The organism is Streptomyces filipinensis, assembly GCF_014649495.1.
Lineage (GTDB): Bacteria > Actinomycetota > Actinomycetes > Streptomycetales > Streptomycetaceae > Streptomyces > Streptomyces filipinensis.
Map to the genome: position 1 here is coordinate 343,831 of NZ_BMTD01000007.1, position 16,517 is coordinate 360,347.

Sequence of the window (16,517 nt, forward strand, 5' to 3'; positions counted from 1 at the left end):
ACGACGAGGTTGTGGGGGCCGGTGACGGCGGCGCAGTTGCGCGTTTCGGGCAGGCGGATCAGGGCGTGGCCGATGCCGGGCAGATCGGTGGGCGGGACCCTGGCCCAGAAATGGCGACGGGCCAGCCGCCGAGAGGGCGGGCGAAGTCGCAGCGGAAGCGCAGGACGTCGAGTCGGGTCAGCTGCTCGATGCGGCGTTTGACGGTGGACAGGCTGACGCTCAGGGCGGTGGCCAGGGCCTGGTAGGAGGCGCGGCCGTCGTGGACGAGCCGGCCGAGGAGGGCGCGGTCGAAGGCGGTGAGGTCACTGGGTCCGGGCCGGGACGACCGGGTGGCGGGCGGTGCGGTGAGCCGGGCGCGCTGGTCGGGGGCGAGGGCGGCGATGCGCCAGCGGCCGCCCTCGGTGAACATGTGGGTGACGATCCGGGCGTGGACGGCGGTGATGCCGGGCACGTGCGGGAGCAGGTCGAGGGTGTAGTGGGACAGGGCGTGCAGGTCGCGGGTGGCGACGGTGGCGAGGATGTCGTGGCCGCCGGCGGAACGCTCCAGGGTGAGCATGTGCGGATGGCCGCCGAGGGCCTGGGCGACGGCGGCGGTGGCGCCCGGGGCACAGTCGATCCGGGCGTAGGACACACAGGTCCGCTCCAGCATGCGCGGTCCGGGGGAGAGCCCGACCCAGGCCATGCCGTGCTCCGTGAGGCGGTGGAAGCGGCGGGCGACGGTGACCGGATCGACCCCGAGGACGCGGCCCAGCTCGGTCCACGAGGCCCTCGGCCGCAGCTGGAGCGCGTGGATCAGGGCGAGGTCCTCCTCGCTCAGCTGTTTCGCACCTTCCTGCGCCAACACCGGTCCTCGGGCCAGAATCCTGCGTTTCACCCTCCCTCAGAAGCCAGTCTCGCATGGTGGAGGTCCAGAGGTTCGCATCCGGCGGGCCGCGACAGTGGGGACCGGAACATGGCGTTCGCCGACTACCAGAACGAGATCTACCTGGCCGGGCTGCACGGGGTGACACCGCGACTGCCGATGACCTGTGCCGAGCTGGAGCCCCTCGCCCAGGCGGCGATGCCGCCGTCGGTCCGCTCCTACGTCGTCGGCGGCGCCGGCGACGAGTTCACGCAGCGGGCCAACGTCACCGCCTTCGAGCAGTGGGGTCTCGTTCCGCGCATGCTGGTCGGTGCGAGGGAGCGGGACCTGTCGGTCGACCTGTTCGGGATGCGCCTGTCCTCGCCGCTCTTCATGGCCCCGGTCGGCGTGATCGGGCTGTGCGCCCAGGACGGTCACGGCGACCTCGCCACCGCACGGGCCGCCGCCCGCACCGGCGTGCCGATGATCGCCTCCACTCTGACCGTCGACCCGATGGAGCAGGTGGCCGCCGAGTTCGGTGACACCCCCGGCTTCTTCCAGCTCTACACCCCCACCGACCGGGAGCTGGCCGAGAGCCTCGTGCACCGCGCCGAGAAGGCGGGGTTCAAGGGCATCGTGGTCACCCTGGACACCTGGATCACCGGCTGGCGTCCCCGTGACCTCGCCGTCAGCAACTTCCCCCAGCTGCGCGGGCACTGTCTGGCCAACTACACCAGCGACCCGGTCTTCCGCTCCCGCCTCGCCAAGTCACCCGAGGAGGACCCGGCAGCCGCGGTGATGCGCTGGGCGCAGACCTTCGGCAACCCGCTCACCTGGGACGACCTGCCCTGGCTGCGGTCCATGACCGACCTGCCGCTGATCCTCAAGGGCATCTGCCACCCCGACGACGCCCGCCGCGCCAGGGACGCCGGGGTGGACGGCGTCTACTGCTCCAACCACGGCGGGCGCCAGGCCAACGGCGGACTGCCCGCGCTGCACTGCCTGCCGGGCGTCGTCGAGGCCGCCGGTGACCTGCCCGTCCTGTTCGACTCCGGTATCCGCTCGGGCGCCGACATCGTCAAGGCGCTCGCCCTGGGCGCGACCGCCGTCGGCATCGGCCGCCCCTACGCCTACGGCCTGGCCCTCGACGGCACCGACGGCATCGTCCACGTCCTGCGCTCGCTGCTCGCGGAAGCCGACCTCCTCATGGCCGTCGACGGCTACCCGACCCTGGCCGACCTCACACCCGACACCCTCCGGCGCGTCCGCTGAGACCGCACGATCCGTACGCGCGCGACGCCCGGCTCGGCGAGGCGCCCGGAGCGCTCGGCAGCCGGGCCGCGCAGCGCACATCGTGCTTGTGTGAGCCCTGTACGCGCCCCCGTCCGGACGAGAAGACTGCCTTGGCGGTGGGTAGTTGGCCAGGACGTCACCCACCGCCATGGGTTCGTGTTCTCCGGAAGGCAGGTCGGCTGCTGTGCTCTTGAGGCTGCCCACATCCATGACCGAAGCCCAGGACTGCCTGGCCGAGGGTGCCGTGCCGATCGGCGGGGCGACCCTCGTCTGGGCCGACTGGCAGCGCGACGGATTCCCCGAACTGGCCATGTCCCTGCGTGAGGTGCCGGAGGCCAACGTACTCGGACGGGAGACCGTGGGGGGCGCCGTGGCCCTGCACCGGATCGACGACCGGGTACCCGACGTCCTCCGCCTGGCCGCCGCCACGGTGGGCACCGGGGCCGTGCGGCGCACGGCGACGGTCGGCGGCAACCTCGTCGGCAGTACGCTGCGCTGCCTGCTGCCCGCGGCGCTCGTCCTCGACGCCCGGGCGACGGTGCTGGACTCCGAGGGCGTCCATGAGACGGACCTGGCCGAGCTGGTGGCCAAACGTCCCGTCCTCGTCAGCCTGCACTGGCGGGAACCGATCGCCTCCGCGTACCGCAAACTGGCCGGCGAGGCGGGCGGACCGCCACCCCTCGCCGTCGCCTCGGCGGTACGGACCGACACCCGCGGCAACCGCCTGCGGGTCGCCGTACGCGACGGCTACGACATGCTCAGCGGCAGCGTCACATGCGATCCCGACGCCGACCGGACCCTGCACGCGCTGAGCGGGACCGCCCTCGCTGACCTGCCGACCTACGCATGGGAAGTGATCCGCGCACAGGTCACCCGCCTGCTGGGCGAGCGCGACACCGACTGATGAGACGCCTGGCCGGCCGCCTCGCCCGTCGCTGCCCGCTTCGGCCCGGAGCGCCTCGAACGCCGGCGCGCGGCGGCGGTCCGGCGGGCGGTCCGGACGGCAGAACCGCGGACGCGGGGCCGCCGCCGAACGCGCCGTGCGCGTGCCCCGACGGTGGCTTGGCAATCGCTTGCAGCGGACTCGGCCGAGGGCGCAGCATGGCGGTCCCCACCCGTTGTCCGGCAGGGAGTGGCCCATGCGCCCGACCTCCTCAGCCTCCAGCACCAGACGCGCAGAGCCCGCGACGAGTGGATGCCGGTGTCCCGTGTCTCCCGAAGGGGATGGACGTGCCAGAGCCGCTTGATGCCGTGACTCCTGTTGCCGCCGACGGGCCCGGGGTCCCACCCGAGGCGACCGCACCGCCGACGGTCGGTGTGGAGGAGGAGTTCCTCCTGGCCGACCGGTACAGCAGATCGGCTGTGTACAGGTCCGTTTCCGTCGTGCACGCCGCCCGTACCCGCCTCGGCGCGCCGCATGCCACACCCGAACTGTCGCAGTCCCAGGTGGAGACCGTCAGCGCGGTGTGCCGTACGGCCGCGGAACTCCAGGCGGAAATCCTGCGATTACGCGCGGGCGCAGCCGCCGCGGCCGCCGAGTACGACTGCCTCCTGGTGCCCAGTGGCACAGCGGTCCTCGGCCGCTCCGGGCCCCCGCCCGTGCTCGACCAGCCGCGTTACCTGGCCCTCATCCGCCGCTTCGGGCCCCTCGTCCAGGAACAGGGCGTGAACGCCTGCCACGTGCACGTCGGGGTGACCGACCGGGAGGCGGCCGTGGACGCGGTCAACCACCTCCGCGGCTGGATGCCCCTGCTGCTCGCCCTCACCGCCAACTCCCCGTACAGCGGCGGGACGGACACCGGATACGCGAGCTGGCGCTCCGTGGTCTGGAGCCGGTGGCCCGCCGCGGGGCCTCCGCCCTATCTGCGCGGCGCGGCGCACTATGCACGGGTCGTCGGCCAACTCGTGGCCACCGGGGCGGCGATGGATTCGGCGATGATGTACTGGCACGTCCGGCCCTCGGCGCATCTTCCCACCATCGAGGTACGCGTCGCGGACGTGATGCCCGACGCCCGGACCACCACCGCGTACGCCCTGCTCGTCCGCGGCCTCGTCGGACACGCCCTCGAAGCCGCCGGCGCCGGCGAATACGCGCCCGAGGTCCCCGACCTGCTGTTGCGGGCGGCGTGCTGGCAGGCCGCCCGGCACGGGCCGACCGGCACCCTGCCCGCCACCCACACCCGTGACTGCGCCGTCACATCCGTCGGCCGGCTGGTCGAGGAGATGTGGAAGCGCATCGAGCCGTACCTCAGCCGGTACGGTGACGACCAGTGCGTCGGCGACTGGCTGAGCGAGGTCCAGCTCACGGGCTCCGGCTGCGCGCGCCAGCGGCGGGTCGCGGACCGGTACGGAGGCCGGCTGGAGGCCGTGGTGGACGACCTCGCCGTCGAGCCGGTCGGTTCACCGGGGCCCGGTGGCGGGCCTCTGGGATGACCCGCTCGGCGGTCTCCTGGGGGCTGCGGGCCGCGGCGTCGAACCACCGGCCGGCACCGCCGCGTTCGCGCGTGACACCGGCATCGAGGGCGTCGTAGCCGTCGAAGTCGAACCGCTCCCGTGGATCACGGACGGCGTGTGTCCGCGTGGGACAGTTCGAGGTCGTGGTCGGTGACGCCGCTCGCCTCCACGCGCAGTGACGCGGCGACCGGTGCGTAGCCGCTGGCGATGACGGTGTACTCGCCGCCGGGCAGGTCGGTGAAGCCGTACGCGCCGTCGGGTCCGGTGACGGCCGTGCCGACCACGTTCCCGGCCGTGTCCAGCGGGGTCACCTTGGCGTCGGCGAGGACCGTGCCGTTCGGGGTGCTGACGACACCGTGGAGCCGGGCACCGGGTTCGAGGCGGACGTCGTGGGCCCGTGTCGTCCCCGCGGTGACCTCGACCGGCAGGGCGGCAGGGCGGTGTCCGGGCGCGTTCACCGCGAGCGTGTAGCCGCCGGGGACCAGGTCGGCGAGCACGAAGGCGCCGTCGGCGGCCGAGGTGCCGGAGCAGACGACCTCGCCGCGCACATCGGTGACGACCAGCAGGGCACCTGAGAGCGGGCGTCCGTCGACGGCGTCCCGGACCGAGCCGGTGAGGGCGGCGGTGCCGCTCAGCGCGAGGTCGCACACGACGGGTTCGTCACCGACGAGCACGGTGACGGCCTGCGGCTGCCGGGCACCGGCGGCGCCGATCAGCACATAGGTGCCGGCGCGCGGGACGGCCACCGCGTAGCCGCCGTCCGCCGCGCTGACGGCGCGGTCGAGCTGCCGTCCCCCGACGTCGATCACCGTGATCACGGCCTGCGGCACCGGCGCGCCCGCGCCGTCCAGCACCCGCCCCCGGACGCCGTACCCCGGCACGCCGGTGCCGGGCGCGCCCTTCCCGGTCGCGGGCAGGGGCTCGGCCTCCGCGGCGGACTCGCCGACGGCCTGTGCCGCACCGGCGGCGGGCCCCGCGGTGGCCGCGACCGGCTCCGCGGCCGGTGCGCCGCTCTGCTCGGCGGCCTGCGCCTCCAGTCCGGAGACCTGGCGCAGCGGCACCTCCTTGGTCCACAGCGCGACCAGGAAGCCCAGGACCATCACCGCCGCCGCGATCAGGAACACCAGTTGCATCGAGTCGGTGAAGCCGGCCTTGAACGGCTGGGCCAGCCGCGGGTCGAGCCGCTGGATGAACGAGGAGTCGCTCAGCACCCCCGAGCCGCTCCCGCCGCCCGTCCGGGGGTGCTTGAACATCTCCAGCACCGGTGCGTTCGCCGGGTCGGACCGTACCGCCGGGTCGTGGAGTGCGGCCTGGAACCCGGGCGTACGGTACGCGGCCCGGAAGGCCGCGCCGATCTTGTCGCCGACGGTGCTGAACAGCACCGAGAGGAAGACCGCGGTACCGGCGGTGCCGCCCATCTGCCGGAAGAAGGTGGCCGACGCGGTCGCCACACCCATGTCCTTGGGCTCCACGGCGTTCTGCACGGCCAGGGTCAGGATCTGCATGCATCCGCTGAGACCGATGCCGAACAGCGCCATGTACGCCATGGTCTCCGGCAGCGCGGTGTCCCACTGCACCCGGTGGTGGAACAGCAGCATGGCGACGATGATCAGCGCGGTGCCGATGATCGGGAAGACCTTGTACCTGCCGGTCTTCTGGATGATGCGTCCGACCACGATGGTCCCGGCGATCATCCCGACCATCAACGGCAGCATCAGCAGGCCGGACCTGGTGGGACTGACGCCCTTCACGATCTGCAGGTACAGCGGGATCATCATCATCCCGCCGAACATGCCCATACCGATGAGCACGGACATCAGGCTCATCGAGCTGAACACCGGGCTGCGGAACAGCCGCATCGGGATCAGGGCCTCCTCGCCCATGGCCCGTTCGACGAAGACCCAGACCAGCAGGCCGGCCACGCCGACCGCATAGCAGACAGCGGCCTTCGTCGAGGTCCAGCCCCAGTCCTGGCCCTGCTCGGCCACGAGCAGCAGCGGCACCACGCCGACGGCGATGGTGAGCGCGCCCCACCAGTCGATGCGGTGCTCGCGCCGGGTGTGCGGCAGGTTCAGCACCTTGGCGACGACGAACAGGGCGATGACGCCGACCGGCACGTTGACCAGGAACACCCAGCGCCAGCCGGCGATGGCCAGGATGCTGCTGCGGCCCGCCAGGAAGCCGCCGATCAGCGGGCCCAGCACACTGGAGGAGCCGAACATGGCGAGCATGTAGCCCTGGTACCGGGCCCGCTCGCGGGGCGGCACGATGTCACCGATGATCGCCAGCGCCAGCGACATCAGGCCGCCCGCGCCGATGCCCTGGAACGCCCGGAACCCGGCCAGCTCGGTCATCGAGGTGGCGAACGAACAGGCCGCCGAGCCGGCGATGAAGATGCTGATGGCCGCCAGGAAGAAGGGCTTGGGGCCGTAGAGGTCGGACAGCTTGCCGTACAGCGGTGTGCTGATGGTGGACGTGATCAGGTACGCGGTGGTGACCCACGCCTGCGAGCTGAGCCCGTGCAGATCGTCGGCGATCGTGCGGATCGAGGTGCTGACGATGGTCTGGTCGAGTGCCGCGAGGAACATCCCCAGCATCAGGCCGCTGAGGATCGTCATGATCTGGCGGTGCGTCAGTCTGCCGGCCGGAGCCGACGGGGCTATCGCGGCGGTTCCCCCGTGGGGCGGGGACGCGGGCGTGGTCATGCGTGCAGAGCTCCTTGCCTCGCCCCGCCACCCGGGCCCTGCCCGGCTGGGAGGCTGCTGTGCGTGCGGTCCGCGGGGGCGTCGTAGCGGCGCTTCAGCAGTTTCCGTTGCTTGCGGCTACCAAGTGAGTCTAGATCCCGGAGGGAGGGGGCTGCATCACGCCCGGGCGGTCGCGGGTGCCGTCTTCTTGCGGGCGCGGTACGCGGCTGCCTTGATCTTGTTGCCGCAGGACTCCATGCCGCACCACTGCCGCCGCATGCCGCGCGAGCGGTCGATGTAGGTGCGGGTGCACTCGGGGTTCCCGCACTCCTTGAGGAGGGGCACGTCCGGCCCGCTGAGCAGCTCGATGGCGTGGCGCGCCACCACGGACAGGGCCTCTTCGGGGGTCGCCTGCGTCCACCGTCCCGCCGGAGTGAGCTGAGGTACCGCGGGCGGCTTGCGGGCGGCGTTGTTCACCACGGTCAGCGCGGCCCCGTCGTACTCCTCGCCGAGCCGACGGGCGGTGACCAGCTGGTAGACGGCCTCCCGTACGGTCGTCGCCTGCTCGACGTCGGTCTCCCGGCCGGGGGCGACCGCGTCCACGAGGCCGGACTCCACGTACCAGGCGTTCAGCCTGGCCGGCGTCGCGAACATCTCGAAGCGCGCCGAGCGGCGCGCCCTGAGGGTCGCGGCGAAGTCGAGTGCCGGGTTTCCGCATACGAAGACATGGTCGAGGTGCACATCACCATTCTGGCAAGTGACGGCGCTGTCGGCAAGGATCATCACCTGTCGAAGCGGTGATCCGGTCGGTGTGTGCGGCTCACAGCCCCAGATCGACGGCCAGGCAGGACAGGGACGTCCACGCCACCTCGGGGCCGTAGGCGTACCGTGCCGGATCGTTGGGGGTCGCCGCCTTCTCCTCGACCATGTCCTCGTGGCGGACGCGTGCGGGCAACCGGCCGAATCGCGCCCGGCGTACGGCCGCGGCACCGTCCGTGGTGTTCCGGCTCTCCATGGTCCAACTCCGTTCGTCACATGGCGGTCACCTGTCAGGAAGGTGACCATGGGCTGATCGATACCGTCAGAGACGGTCCACGTCGATGACGGCCTGCGCGAAGGCGGTGGGCGCCTCCTGGGGCAGGTTGTGCCCGATGCCGGCCAGGGTTCGGTGCTCGTACCTGCCGGTGAACCTGTCCCGGTACGAGGCGCCGTCGCCCGGCGCGGTGAAGGGGTCGCGCTCGGGGTCGAGGGTGAGGGCGGGCACCGCGATGGTGGGCCGTGCCGCGAGCCGCTTCTCCAGTGCGTCGTAGCGGCGCTCGCCGTCGGCGAGGCTCAGCCGCCATCGGTAGTTGTGGATCACGATGGCCGCGTAGTCGGGGTTGTCGAAGGCCGCCGCGGTGCGTTCGAACGTGGCGTCGTCGAAGTCCCACGTCGGGGAGACGGTGTCCCAGACGAGCCGCGTCAGCTCGTGGCGCAGGGTCTTGTCCTCCAGGGCGAGCCGGCCTCGCTCGGTGGCGAAGTAGTACTGGTACCACCAGGTGTGCTCGGCCTCGGGTGCCAGTGGCTTCAGGTTCGCCTCCAGGCTCGTGACGAGGTATCCGCTCACCGACACCAGGGCCTTGCAGCGTTCGGGCCAGAGCGCGGCGATGATGTCGGCGGTCCTCGAGCCCCAGTCGAAGCCCGCGAGGACGGCCCTGTCGATCTTCAGGGCGTCCATCAGGGCGATGACGTCGAGGGCGATGGCCGACTGCTGGGCGTTGCGGAAGGTCCTCTCGGAGAGGAAGCGTGTCGTGCCGTGCCCGCGCAGGTACGGGACGATCACCCGGTAGCCCTGCGAGGCGAGCAGAGGGGCGACGTCGACATAGCTGTGGATGTCGTACGGCCAGCCGTGCAGGCAGATGACCGCGGGGCCGTGCGCGGGTCCCAGCTCGGCGTAGCCGACGTCGAGCAGGCCGGCCCTGACCTGCTTCGGCTCCGCGAAAGCGGTGTGCGGGCCGGGCGTGACCGGGGGAGTGGCCGTCACTGGTTCGACCCGGTCGGCGGCGGACGCGGACTGCGCGCGGCCCAGGCCGGTGAAGGAGGCGGCGGCCGCACCCGGGCCCAACCCCAGGGCCTTGCTGAAGGTACGCCTGTTGATCATGGATCCCTCCACGTGTCTCTGTGCGCCGGCCTTCCGTGGCTTGACTGTCGCACGGGAAGCGTCACCAGTCAAACAGGTGACGGCGACCGGTTGCCTTGATCGGGCATCCCGAATGCCGCGGTGGCTCCCGCGGGTTGACGCCCGGCCGGGCCCCGTGTCTCGGGGCCCGGCCAGGCACTCACCCGCTTACAGGTAGGGGCGGGTGATCAGTTCGATCGCGTGACCGGCGGGGTCCTTGAAGTACACCCCGCGACCGCCGTGCTCGCTGTTGATCTCGCCCGGGCGCCGCATGTGCGGATCAGCCCAGTGCTCGATGCCGCGCTCGCACAGTCGCCGGTACGCCCGGTCGAACAGCTCGTCGTCGACCAGGAACGCGTAGTGCTGCATCTGGATCTCCACCGGCGGCTCGGCGAACTGCAGCAGTACGCCGTCGGTGAGCTGGATGTTGGTGAACGGGCCCCAGGACGGCGCTTCGGGAAGCTCCAGGAGCTCCCGGAAGAACCGGGCCGACTCGCCGCGGTCCCTGGCGGCGACGATGGTGTGGTTGAACGTGACTGTCATACGGCTGACCTCGCTGGTGTTCGACACGGAGAACGGACTCGCGGTGCACGAACGCGAGGAGGTCCACGTGCCGAACCGAGGGGGTGCTTTGCGCGCACCCGCCGTGCGATCAGCCTTCCACCGGATAGCCCGTCTGTGTGTGGCTTGACGCCGGTCCGGTGTTCACGTCAAGAAGACTACTTGATCTTGGCTGTCCCGCCAACGGTGAAAGGAGTTCCGCCCTGCCACGCGAACCCGGGACCGGGGACCCAACGGGTGCGGCCCTGGCCAAGGTTGCCGCGCATGACGCACGCAGCGCCGCGGGCGGCCGCCGCCGCAACCGTCTTCGACGGCCGAACCCCTCGATCCCGCAGCGATCGACCGGCCGGTGTCGTGCGATGCCCACACCGTGCTGGTCGAAACGGCGTCCCCCCGTTGCCGCGGCGAGCCCGGTTGTCAGTGCCGGCTGGAAGACTGCCCGGCATGACCGAACCGGATCCGAAAGCGGACCTTCTCCGTTACCTGCGGGACGGGCGCCACGCCCTGTTGTGGAAGCTCGACGGGCTGTCGGAATACGACATCCGCCGCCCGCTGACCCCCACCGGCACGAACCTGCTGGGCCTGGTCAAACATGTCGCCGGCGTGGAGCTGGCGTACTTCGGCGACACGTTCGGGCGGCCGTTCTTCGACGAGGATCCGCCCTCCTGGTGGTACACGGAGGACGCGGAACCCAACGCGGACATGTGGGCCACCGCCGACGAGTCACGCGAAGAGATCGTCGGTCTGTATCACCAGGCATGGGAGCACGCCGACCACACGATCGCGGCGCTGACGCTCGACGCGACCGGTCACGTCCCGTGGTGGCCGGAGGGACGACGAGAGGTGACACTGCACCACGTCCTGGTGCGCGTGATCACCGACACCCAGCGGCACGCCGGCCACGCGGACATCGTGCGAGAGCTCATCGACGGAACCGTCGGGTACCTCAAGGGCAACGACAACGTCCCGGAGGGGGACCGGGCGTCGCGGGAGGAACACCGACGCCGCCTGGAGCGCGTGGCGCGCGAAGCCGGCAACGGCTGACACCGCGCTGCCGCCCCCTGAACGGCCCGGGGCCGGTGACCGCCAAAAGCCCGTTGTCACCCCCGGGTTCGGAAGGTAACGGTCCGGTTCCGGAGTGGGGCGGGAGTCGCCGCCTGTGCGAGGGGGGTCGATAGCGTGGCCCGGCGATCGTCTCGGTGTGCGCTGCGCAGGGCGGTCGCCGAACGTACACACGAAACGGGGATACCTCGCCATGGCTCACTCGGCCCGCTCCGCCCACATACTCCGTCCCTGGCGCATCGGCGTGCTCGCCGCGGCCGTGTTCTCGGCCGCGGCTTCCCTGACCGGATGCTCCACCGACAGGGCTTCCGGGCACGCGGACGCCGTGCCGGCCGAGAGGCCGTTGCTCACCGAGGCCGAGGCGAACCAGACGGTGGACGCGTACCAGACGGTCAACAACCAGGCCAACGCCAAGCGTTCCGCCTCCCTCATGGCGAAGGCCGAAGGCGGCGCTGTCCTCGCGATGGACCAGGCGTACTTCACGCAGGTCCCAGCCCTCGACAAGAGCGACGTCACGGACAACCTCGCTCCGTTCGTGTACGTCCACCGCACGTTCTACATCCCGCCGGCCTCCGCGAAGGCCAACTGGTTCCTGGTGCGCACCCAGGGCGCGCAACTCACCCATGGCAAGCCGGGCAAGCTCTGGTCGAAGGACATCCGGTTCCTCGTCTTCAAGCGCTCCGGTGACGGCTGGCGGATGGTCGTGGCCCGTGACTTCGAAGGGTCTGAGCTGTCCAAGGTGCCGCACATCGCGCTCGACAGGGCCGGGCTGATGAAGGTCGCCGACCCCGACACCGAGATCGGCAGGACGGCGCCCTCACAGCTGCCGCGACTGGTCACCGACCTGTGGGTGACAGGCGGCCGCGACACCCCGCTCGCCGACACCCCGGCCCGACGCACCGGCAGGTCCTGGTACACCGAGCGGAACGACAACCTGGGCGGGCACGCCTGGGTCGACTTCAAGAAGAGCACCCCCCGTGCCGGGGACGTCTTCGCCGCGAAGACCGCCGACGGCGGTGCGCTGGTGCTGTCCGACAGCGCTGTCGAGGAGACCTTCCTCGCCAAGGACCTGCAGTCCTACATCGGCCTCGGCGACTCGGACAAGCCGTTCGTCAAGCGCGACCCGAACGCGCATATGTACAAGGTCGTGCGCCACTACGCACAGACGGAGATCGGAACCATCTCCGCGGACGGGAAACCCGCCGTCTACTCCATCGGCACCCAGGTGACCAAGGTCGACGCCACACCGACAGCCGACATCTGAGGCGTGTGCGCTGCCCACGCGCGGCGGATGGCGATCAGGCCGTTCCGGTTCTCCTCCGCACGTCTCTTTCCGGGTACGCCGGGAGTCGTAGCAAGTCTGCCCCAGAGATGGATTCGTGCGCTCCGCCGACACGAAATGGTCGTTCCGACCTGGAAGTTGACCGAAAGGAACGACCATCGTGCGGATAGGACGCATGGCGCCGCTGCTCACCGCGGGGATCACGGCAACGCTGCTTCCCGCCCTCACGCCGACGGCACAGGCAGCCCCGGCGGAGCCGCTGAAGAGATTCGAGAACCAGAGGCCGGCCTGGCATCGATGCGACGCGTCGCAGCCCGCGGCGTTCCAGTGCGCCGCCGTCCGGGTGCCGCTGGACTACAGCCGCCCCGACGCCGGGACGATCAAGCTGGCGGTCTCCCGTATGAAGACCGGCGTCCCCGGCAAACGGCACGGCGCGATCCTCTTCAACCCCGGTGGTCCGGGCGACGAGGGCCTGGAGATGCCGGTCATGATGAAGGCCGCGCTGCCCGAGAAGGTCCGTGAGCAGTACGACCTGATCGGGTTCGACCCGCGCGGCGTGGGCCGTAGCACCCCGCTCACCTGCGGTCTCACGCGCACGGAACAGAACTTCGAACACCCCTACAAGGCAGCGACGTTCAGCCGGGACGTCACGTGGGCCCGCGGCGTCGCCGACAAGTGCCGTGCCAGGAACGGTGACGGGCTCGCGCACTTCACCACCCGCAACACCGCCCGCGACATGGACGTCATCCGCGCCGTCCTGGGGGAGAGGAAGATCTCCTACCTGGGCTACTCCTACGGTACCTACCTGGGGGCCGTCTACGCGCAGATGTTCCCCACCCGGACCGACCGTTTCGTACTGGACAGCGCGGTCGACCCCGCACGGGTGTGGCGCGGCATGATCCAGATCTGGGCGCGGGGCACCGAGCCGGCGTTCACCCGGTGGACGAAGTGGACCGCCCGGCGCGACCGCACCTACAGACTCGGCAACACGCCGGCCAAGGTGAGGAAGACGTTCTGGGACCTGATCGCCCGGGCCGACCGCTCTCCGATCGAGCAGGACGGCGCGAAACTCACCGGGGACGACATCCGGTCCACCCTGCGCGCCGAATTCTTCAGCCCCAGGTCCGCGGCCGAGGCGGTCGTCGACCTCAAGAAGGCCGCCGACCGCCACACGGATTCGCTCGCGCCGCACCAGCGACTGGAACCGCGCTTCGCGAAGGCCCCCGCCGCACAGCCGCCGGCCGACAACGGCTCGGTGGCCTTCTGGGCCGTGGTCTGCGGCGACACCGCGGCCTGGCCACGCGACCCCGAGCAGTATCGGCGCGACGCGATCCGGGACAAGGCCGCGTACCCCCTCTACGGCGACTTCGCCTCCAACATCACCCCTTGCGCGTTCTGGAGCGAGCCGGCCGAGTCCGTCACCAAGGTGGACAACAAGGTCGGTCTGCTCACCGTCCAGAACCAGTGGGACTCCCAGACCCCCCTGGCCAGCGGCCTCGGCATGCATCACGCCCTGAAGGGCTCACGCATGGTCTACGTCAAGGGCGGCGAGGGCCACGGCGTCTACGGCACGGACCCGAACTCCTGCTCCGACCGCACCGTCGACGCCTACCTGAGCACCGGGAGGCTCCCGGCACGGGACGTCACCTGCAAGCCGTCCGGCCGCCCGAGCCCCGGCGTGCTGCCCCGCATCGTCCCCGCGCCGCGGCACACACCGCAGCCGCCCCGCTTCTGACACGACCGCCCGCGCCGGTGGCGTGCCCGGCTCCCCTCGCGGTCAGGACAGAGTGCCCTGCTCGCAGACCCGGCGGGCGACCTCGCGGAGCTTGATGTTGTTCTCCTGCGAATAGCGGCGCAGCACGTCGAACGCCTCCTTCTCGGTGAGGTGGTGGCTGCCCATGAGGATGCCCATCGCCTCGCCGATCACGTGGCGGGTGGCGACGGCGTGTTCCATCTGGGCGTGGGTGCGGGCGCTGGAGAACGCGACCGCCGCATGCGAGGCCAGCAGCCAGCCGGCCAGTTCGCTGGCGTGGGTGAAGGCACCGGGCCTGCGCGAGTAGATGTTCAGGGCGCCCAGTTCCTCGTCCTCGGTGTACAGCAGGAACCCCATCATGCTGCCCACACCCAGCTGACGGGCCTGGGGTGCGAAGGCGGGCCAGCGCGGCTCCTCCCGGGTGAAGTCGGCGATTCGGAAGACCGGCTCCCGTGTCCCGTTGCGCGCCGCGTCGAAGCACGGTCCCTCACCCAACCGCTCCTGCAGTCGGTCACTGTCGACGACGAGCTGTCGGGTGGGCGCCAGCGTCTGCACCTTCGTGCCGTGCAGCACCAGGATGCCGGCCGCGTCACAGCCCTCGACCAGCTCGGTGGCCGAGTCGGTGATCCGTTCCAGGGTGGAGGCGACCGACTCCTGTGCCAGGAGATCCCGCGCCATCGACGCCATCTGCTGCGCGAACCGAGCCCAGTCCATCGCGGTCCTTCCCTCCCGGTTCGTCTCGCCGAGCCGTCTCCCCAGCATTCCACGCGAGCCGAACGGCGCGCATGTGACAGATCCCGACTCCCCACCCGGCGGGCCGACAATCGGCAGAACGGCTCAGTGCCCCGGGTGATGCGCGCGCCGGGAGGGGACGGCCGCCCGGGCGGAGGACCCTGGGCGGCGGGGTGGAGGACCAAGACCGAGTGCCCGAGTGCCCGAGTGCCCGAGTGTCCGGTCGCCGGCGCGACGATGCCCAGACGGCTCGGGGCGTCGGGGTTCACTCGCGGGGACCGATCTCCCTCCCCTCCGCGTCCCGCACCGTGATGGCCAGCACCGGGCAGATGTCGGCGGCCTCCAAGGCGCGGTCGTCGGGCTCCGCGATGCGCTCGTTCAGGGGGCGGGCATGGTCGTCGTCGAGGGTGAACAGGTCCGGTGCGGCCCCGGCACACATCCCGGAGCCGATACAGCGGTCGGAGGCGATGTGCAGCTGCCAGCTCATGGGTCCTCACCACCCCACCGGCATGACACGGGGGCCACGTACCAGCATCTCGGTCTTCCACGTGATGTCTCCGGCGACATGCAGCCGGGGGAAGCGGGCCATCAGCGCGCCGATGGCCTCCTGGAGTTCGAGGCGGGCCAGGGGAGCCCCGAGGCAATGGTGGACGCCGTGGCCGAAGCCCAGATGGGCGTTGCCGCTCCGGGAGATGTCGAGCGTGCCGGCCGCGGTGAAGCGCAGCGCGTCCCGGTTGGCGGCGCCGATGGCGACCAGGACCGGTTCCCCGGCCCGCACCAGGGTCCCACCGACCTCGATGTCCTCGGTGGCGTAACGGGGCTGACCGGCGCCGCTGCCCAGCGGCACGAAGCGCAGCAGCTCCTCGATCGCGCCGGTGATGAGCGCGGGCTCGGCACGCAGGCGGGACAGCGCCTTTGGATGGTCGAGCAGGGTGAGCACGAAGTTCGGGATCTGGGTGGCGGTGGTCTCGTGGCCGGCGACGAGGATGCCGACACACAGGTCGACGAGCTCCAGCTCGGACAGCCGGTCGTCGTGGTCCCGCGCCTCGATCAGCGCAGTCATCAGGTCGTCCCGGGGCTGCGCCCGGTGCGCGGTGATCAACCGTGCCATGTACGCCCGCAGCTCTTCACGATTGCGGTCGAACTGCTCGGCGGTGAGCGAGCTGGTGGACAGTGCCGCGTCGCTCCACGCGCGGAACCGCGGACGGTCCGCCTCCGGCACCCCGAGGAGGCGGCAGATCACCGCGACCGGAATGGGCAGGGCGTACCTCTCGACCAGATCGGCCGGCGGCCCTGCCGCTTCCATCTCGTCCAGCAGGGCCGATGTCAGTTCCCTGACCCGCGGGCGGAGCTTCTCGACCTGGCGGACCGTGAAGGCCTTGGCGACCAGGGAGCGCAGCCGGGTGTGGTCGGGCGGGTCCATGCTGAGGATCCCGCTGTCCCGACTGCCCTCGGAGGCGCGCGGCTCGTCGCGTTCGAGGCCCATGGCCCGGCTGAAGCGCTGGTCACCGAGGACGAGCCGGGCGTCCGCGTAGCGGGTCGCGAGCCAGGCCGGCTCCCCGTACGGCAGCTGGACGCGTAACAGTCCCGGGGTGTCCCGGGCTCGTGCGTACGCGTCGGACAGGGCGAGGTCCCGGCTTGAGTTGAAGGGGTAGGCGAGGGGTGTGCGGTCCGTTGTCGTCACTGCTGCCTCCCTT

Annotated in this window: 15 protein-coding genes; 6 read left to right on the forward strand and 9 right to left on the reverse strand. The window is 71.2% G+C overall.

Translation table 11 applies throughout. The features are described from left to right. Positions 1-58 precede the first annotated feature (58 nt). Complete coding sequence (locus tag IE244_RS18770; protein ID WP_229854199.1) at positions 59-841, reverse strand: Lrp/AsnC family transcriptional regulator; 783 nt, start codon at positions 839-841, stop codon at positions 59-61. A 111-nt stretch (positions 842-952) separates the two neighbouring features. On the opposite strand from IE244_RS18770, the gene IE244_RS18775 reads away from it, so the two are divergent. The 3 genes from IE244_RS18775 to IE244_RS18785 all read left to right on the forward strand — a co-directional run bounded on the left by IE244_RS18775 (position 953) and on the right by IE244_RS18785 (position 4,567). Beyond that, complete coding sequence (locus tag IE244_RS18775) at positions 953-2,113, forward strand: lactate 2-monooxygenase (protein ID WP_191874667.1); 1,161 nt, start codon at positions 953-955, stop codon at positions 2,111-2,113. A 205-nt stretch (positions 2,114-2,318) separates the two neighbouring features. Beyond that, on the forward strand, positions 2,319-3,038 hold the full coding sequence (locus IE244_RS18780; RefSeq protein WP_191874668.1) for an FAD binding domain-containing protein: 720 nt from the start codon (positions 2,319-2,321) through the stop codon (positions 3,036-3,038). A gap of 347 nt (positions 3,039-3,385) precedes the next feature. Beyond that, on the forward strand, positions 3,386-4,567 hold the full coding sequence (locus IE244_RS18785) for a carboxylate-amine ligase (RefSeq protein ID WP_191874669.1): 1,182 nt from the start codon (positions 3,386-3,388) through the stop codon (positions 4,565-4,567). A gap of 125 nt (positions 4,568-4,692) precedes the next feature. Here the strand turns inward: IE244_RS18785 and IE244_RS18790 are convergent, their stop codons facing one another. The 5 genes from IE244_RS18790 to IE244_RS18810 all read right to left on the reverse strand — a co-directional run bounded on the left by IE244_RS18790 (position 4,693) and on the right by IE244_RS18810 (position 9,973). Further along, positions 4,693-7,293, reverse strand: coding sequence for an MFS transporter (locus tag IE244_RS18790; protein ID WP_191874670.1), 2,601 nt, complete (start codon positions 7,291-7,293; stop codon positions 4,693-4,695). Positions 7,294-7,449: 156 nt separating this feature from the next. Next, a complete protein-coding gene (locus IE244_RS18795; RefSeq protein ID WP_191874671.1) occupies positions 7,450-8,013 on the reverse strand; it encodes a CGNR zinc finger domain-containing protein in 564 nt (187 codons plus the stop codon). A gap of 79 nt (positions 8,014-8,092) precedes the next feature. Continuing rightward, entirely contained in the window at positions 8,093-8,287 is a 195-nt protein-coding gene (locus IE244_RS18800) for a hypothetical protein (RefSeq protein ID WP_191874672.1), read from the reverse strand. Between the two features lie 66 nt (positions 8,288-8,353). Next, a complete protein-coding gene (locus IE244_RS18805; protein ID WP_191874673.1) occupies positions 8,354-9,412 on the reverse strand; it encodes an alpha/beta fold hydrolase in 1,059 nt (352 codons plus the stop codon). A gap of 186 nt (positions 9,413-9,598) precedes the next feature. Continuing rightward, positions 9,599-9,973: a VOC family protein gene (locus IE244_RS18810; RefSeq protein WP_191874674.1), complete on the reverse strand. Its 375-nt coding sequence runs from the start codon at positions 9,971-9,973 to the stop codon at positions 9,599-9,601. Between the two features lie 462 nt (positions 9,974-10,435). Here IE244_RS18810 and IE244_RS18815 point away from each other — a divergent pair, with 462 nt between their 5' ends. The 3 genes from IE244_RS18815 (at position 10,436) to IE244_RS18825 (ending at position 14,070) form a co-directional block, all read left to right on the forward strand. Next, positions 10,436-11,035, forward strand: coding sequence for a DinB family protein (locus IE244_RS18815; protein ID WP_191874675.1), 600 nt, complete (start codon positions 10,436-10,438; stop codon positions 11,033-11,035). Between the two features lie 211 nt (positions 11,036-11,246). After that, positions 11,247-12,317, forward strand: a complete 1,071-nt coding sequence (locus IE244_RS18820) for a DUF8094 domain-containing protein (protein ID WP_191874676.1) — start codon at positions 11,247-11,249, stop codon at positions 12,315-12,317. 178 nt (positions 12,318-12,495) lie between these two features. Further along, the gene (locus tag IE244_RS18825; protein ID WP_229854200.1) at positions 12,496-14,070 is read left to right on the forward strand and encodes an alpha/beta hydrolase; all 1,575 of its coding nucleotides are present in this window, start codon (positions 12,496-12,498) and stop codon (positions 14,068-14,070) included. 42 nt (positions 14,071-14,112) lie between these two features. Here IE244_RS18825 and IE244_RS18830 read toward each other — a convergent pair whose 3' ends face one another. The 3 genes from IE244_RS18830 to IE244_RS18840 form a co-directional block, all read right to left on the reverse strand. Continuing rightward, positions 14,113-14,802 (reverse strand): GAF and ANTAR domain-containing protein, encoded by a 690-nt coding sequence (locus IE244_RS18830; protein ID WP_191874677.1) that lies wholly within the window; start codon positions 14,800-14,802, stop codon positions 14,113-14,115. 283 nt (positions 14,803-15,085) lie between these two features. After that, positions 15,086-15,307, reverse strand: a complete 222-nt coding sequence (locus IE244_RS18835) for a ferredoxin (protein ID WP_191874678.1) — start codon at positions 15,305-15,307, stop codon at positions 15,086-15,088. 6 nt (positions 15,308-15,313) lie between these two features. Then, positions 15,314-16,504, reverse strand: coding sequence for a cytochrome P450 (locus tag IE244_RS18840; protein WP_191874679.1), 1,191 nt, complete (start codon positions 16,502-16,504; stop codon positions 15,314-15,316). Positions 16,505-16,517 lie beyond the last annotated feature (13 nt).